Annotated in this window: 3 protein-coding genes and 1 pseudogene; 3 read left to right on the top strand and 1 reads right to left on the bottom strand. The window is 46.3% G+C overall.

Annotated elements, in window-relative coordinates; genetic code table 11:
- The first annotated feature begins 2,352 nt into the window (after positions 1–2,352).
- Both WCC56_RS19060 and WCC56_RS19065 read left to right on the top strand, forming a co-directional pair.
- Positions 2,353–2,664, top strand: a complete 312-nt coding sequence (locus WCC56_RS19060) for a type II toxin-antitoxin system HigB family toxin (protein ID WP_424693896.1) — start codon at positions 2,353–2,355, stop codon at positions 2,662–2,664.
- A complete protein-coding gene (locus WCC56_RS19065; protein WP_071290296.1) occupies positions 2,661–3,101 on the top strand; it encodes a helix-turn-helix domain-containing protein in 441 nt (146 codons plus the stop codon). The genes WCC56_RS19060 and WCC56_RS19065 overlap by 4 nt, the downstream gene beginning before the upstream one ends.
- Positions 3,102–3,664: 563 nt before the next feature.
- Here the strand turns inward: WCC56_RS19065 and WCC56_RS19070 are convergent.
- Positions 3,665–4,228, bottom strand: a complete 564-nt coding sequence (locus WCC56_RS19070; RefSeq protein WP_424693897.1) for a JAB domain-containing protein — start codon at positions 4,226–4,228, stop codon at positions 3,665–3,667.
- 565 nt (positions 4,229–4,793) lie between these two features.
- Between WCC56_RS19070 and WCC56_RS19075 the strand changes: the two are divergent.
- Positions 4,794–5,068: pseudogene (locus WCC56_RS19075) on the top strand (transposase); the annotation flags it as partial.
- Positions 5,069–5,378: the final 310 nt, after the last annotated feature.

Here is a 5,378-nt window from a genome sequence, read left to right on the forward strand (position 1 = left end):
ATTTAACCGTACACCCTCTCCAAAATGCTAGACATTTGCCAAGTGACAGGTCGACGAGCACTGACAAAATTGCAGACCCAAGATCCTATAGGAACTTATAGAATCACACATAGGATCCTATAGGATTTACCATAGGAACCCATAGGTCGTGTATTCATGGGGCATAGAATTCCTATCATTTTCCTCTGCTTTACTCATAGGATTCCTATCACTTTCCTATGAGTTTCCTCTGCTTTACTTATAGGATTTCTATCACTTTCCTATAAGTTTCCTCTGCTTTACTCATAGGATTCCTATCACTTTCCTATAGGTTTCCTCTGCTTTACTCATAGAATTCCTATCACTTTCCTATAGGTTTCGTGATTCCTCAAAAAGCAATGAACTTTTCATACTTCCCTAACCCTATGTTCTTGCTATATTTTTCCGAAGGAAACAATCTTGCGTAAGGTGTGTAGTATATCGAGTCATTTGACAGGCGGGTAGTTAATGAGCTGCATAAGAAGCTCAAATGGGAAACTGCAGAGATGACACAGATAAAATAACTCGATCTATCAGTAAGATATAAAATTAAATTAACAAGTTTACGCACAGGACACTTGGACAATAAAAAATTTCACAATCAATCCAGAGTACTGCCTTTCAAATCACGGAATTATTATTTATATATAATTAATTTCTACGTTCGAATAAAAAATAACACTTACTAAGATGAATATTCAGATGGGTCACCTGACTTATAAATAAAAAAGCATGCTGATAACAATTCAGACTCAGAGCATATTTATAGTTAATAACTTATTGCCCTTTGACTTCCCCTATTACATAAAATAATGAATAAGTGCACTACTGTAATCAATCCTGAGCCATTAAAATCAACACCAAGACTAATATCATGACTAGCGTAAATATTAGAAGCCAGAACCTCTGGATATTCGCGCACAAGAAAACCCAGTTAAAAATTATAACTGCCTGCGTTATCCCATCAGATGAGGTATTAGATTCCTTAAATGAGCTTCCTTAACCTTACCCCATATTTCCATATTTCCATCTTTCCATCTTTCCTGACTTTCATCGAAAGTGATGAGGGAATGGTTCGCGATCACATTTCCAAAAGGAGGTTCGTCAGCTCAAAATGACCTTGATGAAACTATCGGGAAATTGTATGAGAAATATTTTTGGTGGGATCCATATTATTACTGAAATATGCGGCACTCTCAAATTACAAAAAAATGATGGCTCTGGCCATAAGTCCTATTCCGCGTTTCAGAGAAAAATCGGGACTTAGTACGCAGAAGTAACCCGTTAACATGTAAAAGCTAAATTCAGAATAAAAATGCCAACCTTAATAAATAAGGTAGCAAGGTTTACATTCCGAAATCGTATTGATGGAGTGAACGAGCTGCTGCTACCATAATGATGAGTAATTATTTCTTTAATTTCATTCTGCGCAGAGTATAGGTGTTTATTGACTCTATTTTAAGTGCCGCCTAGAAAGATAAACCCTCTATCAGTCGTCTGAATGGTACCGGTGAAACTGGGCATTAGCTAGCGCCTTAGACGTTTATCTGAGTGTAATCATTTGCTCAAGTGTCATTTACTGAAGCAACATAAATATTTAGTTACAAGAAGCTTTACAAAGCTGCGGGCCTCTGGCCCCTACGGGAAGATCTATCAAAGGGCGCTTGAGCTTAACAGTGGCACACTTTTTTTGTCGAAAGATAACCACGGAAATCAGGTTTAAATGGATTTAAAAAGGCTTAATCATATTTAAATATTGTAACTAAACCTCTACACTCTTTAATCCTAACATGATCCCAGTATTTTAATTTTTACTGGTGTAAAAACACATCTTTTTGCAACGGTGACTTATCTAATGCCCCATTACTTCACCGCCCTAAACGGATGCCAATAAATTCTTCGATGTAAGCAGGTTTGTGGTCGTCTGGTAGATACGGTTCTGGTTTGCTATTTCCTCGACCACCTTTAGCACGCGAACTCAGCGCGATTTAGCCCTAATAGGTGCCGTGGCCAACCGCATAATGTAAAGGCTTTACTCGGTGAGGCCGAATTGATCTTTACGCCGTCAGTAACGCTGCGTAACACTCGGTTTAAAAGCCAGAGCTTACGTCGGGCGTGTTTCATGCGTGGCCGGCATACGAAATCCTTACCAGACTGATCAATAATGGCGACAGAATAGTTGCTTTCACTATGCTCATTGAGGTCCCTCCCATACTGGTTCAAAAGCCCTGTATGCGAGGGACCGGCCAGCAGAAAATTGCCTTAGGTTCACTTATTGTGAATGTTAGCTTGTTTTGATAAGATTCATGGAGACAAGCAGCGCAGAGGAATGCCATGAGAGTTGTCAGTCAGCGGCGCTTCAGGGATGCCGCAGTCCTCTATCCAAATGAGGGGGCAGCACTGCTCAGAGTGTCAAAAGCACTTAATGATGGGAGATTTATTACCCCGGACGTCCTCAGGGCAACGTTCCCAAGCCTGGACAGGTTCAAATACCGGGATAAGTGGTGGGTAATCGATATTGGCGGAAATAACCTGCGCCTGATTGCCTATATCAGTTTTGAGTCACAGGAATTGTTTGTTAAGCACATCGTGACTCACAAAGAGTATGACCGGCTAACGGATCATTACAGGAGTAACAAACAATGATGCAGACAGCAGAAAAATACCAGGCGGCCTTAAACGCGACTGCGGTACTGGTTCAGGAATTTCCGTTTCTGAAGGCAAGCGCTGTGACCATTTCCAAACCGGAATATGAGGCTGCCCTTGAGCTCGTGGAATACCTGATTGATCATGATGATGAAAACCCACTAATCCACGTACTGGCTGATAAAATCGAGGCCTACGAAAATGCCGCCCCCGAGTTTGCCCAGTGGAATGCATCACTGGCCGGGCTGCCAAAAGCAGTCGCCATGCTCGGGGTCATCATGGATCAGCACCATCTGAATCAGAGTGATTTTAAAGAGGAGATCGGGGGCAAATCCCTGGTCAGCATGATCATGAAAGGCGAACGCAAACTGACGCTCGATCACATGCGTAACCTCTCCCGTCGCTTCGGCATCCCGGTCGCCTCGTTCATTGACTGATTGGCTGAAAAACGAGAAAGCCGCCTTACAGGGCGGCTTTTTTATCTGCTGAATTCAGTGAGCATGAAGTGTGTTCGTCGTGGTAGATGTTACGGGTAAGCGTTCCCCCCGAACCGGACATAAGAGCGCAGGTTGATGTCTGCTTTTTTAATGCGCGCTTTGCTCTACCCGCACCGCCGCAGACCGCGTGTATCGTCCAGGCATAATCGCGACATGTAAAAAGGCATCTTCTACTCCTCACCTTGCCTGAATACATTTCACTGGATTTAAACGCACTGCCTGCGGGCATTGAATACCAGCCCAGCGAGGGTAAGACCGTCAGCCGACCCAGCACGCCTCGCTGACTTCTGCAAACGGCCTTAGCATGCAGGTACAAAAAAGCGCATCGGCCTTTTCATCTGTCATCAGCGCCATGCCCTAGCACATGCAGTTTCTCAAGATTTTCAGAACTGAACACCGACACGATACAACCTTCTGCCTGCGGTTCGGCTAAGCTTACTGACCTTCCGTACGTGACAAAGCACGCCAGAACCTGGCAGACCAGCCCCTGCCTCAGCTATAACTCAGACGTGTCCCCGTTCGGCGAGTGATACCACGTCGTTTCCCGCCACAATCAGGTGATCGATCACTCTTACGCCCACCAGTTCCATTACCTGTTGTAAGCGCACCATGATGGCGATATCCGCTTTGGACGGCTCCGGCGTAATTGACGGATGATTGTGGCTCAGGATGACGGCAGCGGCATTATGCTGCAGCGCACGACGTACGATTTCACGCGGATGGACTTCGACACACGCGATTGATCCCTGAAAAACCTCTTCATACGCCAGCAGTTGATGCTGATTATTAAGGAAGGACACGGCAAACACCTCACGCTCACACCCTGCCAGCTTCGCCCGGAAATATTCTGCAGAGGCCGTGGATGAGGTGAAACAGGCCCCTGTAGGATAACGATAATCGATTGCCAGCACGGCCTCCGCCAAGATCTGGCTCTCCGTTGCCATGACATAACCGCCCTGCGCATCACGCACGTGCAGCCGGCTGAAAAAGCGCACGTTGTCGCTGACGGCTTCAAATGATGATTCGGTAGATTCTGAAGCGGTGCCTTTGATGTTGTGTGTGTTCATGCTGGTGCTCCCCTGCGTTAAATGGATGTTTCGGTGAGTTCGTCGCGGTGAAGGCTAGGAAGCAGCGGCATGAGAGCAGAACAAGGGCGCTTCGGGCGTGCATTTCACCCTTGTACTAAACGACTGACGTTGCTACTGATAAGCCCTCCGCGCCGGACCGGCCGGAACATGGCCAACGAACACGCAGAAGCAGGAACATACCCGCACGCTACAGCGTGCGACCTCAGAGCGCCTTTCAGGCGCGGTGAACGCGTTGACGTTAGTCAACTGCTGGAATTGAATTCCGCTATCAGTCCCAAGCCAAATAGCTCAGTCAGGTTGACAACAAGATCTGTCGTAGAGCCAAAGGTGAGGATAAGCATCTGGTGGGTATAATTAAGGCAATACCTGAGTGGTTTCAATGGAGCTTAAGGCTCCGGGCTGCTGTTGCAAGATTATCACTGGGGTTAGTCCGCTTAGAGCGAAAAGCGGAAGTTCGCGAGGCATTGGGCTTTGTTGAATAAATCGAAGTTTTGGCCGTAGTCAGGATCAGAACACCACACTCCTTATCCTGCTGCGATATCACATGGCAAAACAAACGTTCATAATCACCCACTGGGCCACCTACAATAAGGCACCCGTCAACCGGGGCTCATTGACATTCTGGCTTGATGAGTCAGCCATTCAGGCCGGGTTTGACGAACCAAAAACTTCTTCGCGGGGCCGTCCTCAGCGTTATTCTGAGATCGCTATTACCACCCTACTGATGCTCAAACGTGTCTTTCGCCTCCCGCTGCGCGCGGCGAAATTGCCCATCAGGTTATCGACTCCACCGGATTAAAAGTTTTCGGTGAAGGGGAGCGCCGATGTACCGGGTTAAGCACCTGTTCGTATTAAAAAAAGCCTTGGCGGTGAGACTTCCGATTTGGATGGCATTTCTCCTAACTGAAAGAGGGTATTATTGCGCAACTACGCCTCGTGCGTTTATAAAAAGGAATAGTGATGACATCTAAATGGCAGTGGTTAGTCCATCAGTTAACCCGTAAGCTGTGGTTCCGCGCTTCGCTTTATGCAATTCTCGCGGTCGCTACGGCGCTGGTGTCCATCAGCCTCAAATCATATATTCCCGCTTCATTATCCGGGATGATTGGTGCAGGGGCGGTTGATAAAA

This window comes from Erwinia sp. (genome assembly GCF_049696395.1).
Taxonomy (GTDB): Bacteria; Pseudomonadota; Gammaproteobacteria; order Enterobacterales; family Enterobacteriaceae; genus Erwinia.

Excerpts from the sequence above, each read along its gene's own strand:
- WCC56_RS19060 (WP_424693896.1), top strand. The coding sequence starts at position 2,353 with ATGAGAGTTGTCAGTCAGCGGCGCTTCAGGGATGCCGCAGTCCTCTAT.
- WCC56_RS19065 (WP_071290296.1), top strand. The coding sequence starts at position 2,661 with ATGATGCAGACAGCAGAAAAATACCAGGCGGCCTTAAACGCGACTGCG.
- WCC56_RS19070 (WP_424693897.1), bottom strand. The coding sequence starts at position 4,228 with ATGAACACACACAACATCAAAGGCACCGCTTCAGAATCTACCGAATCA.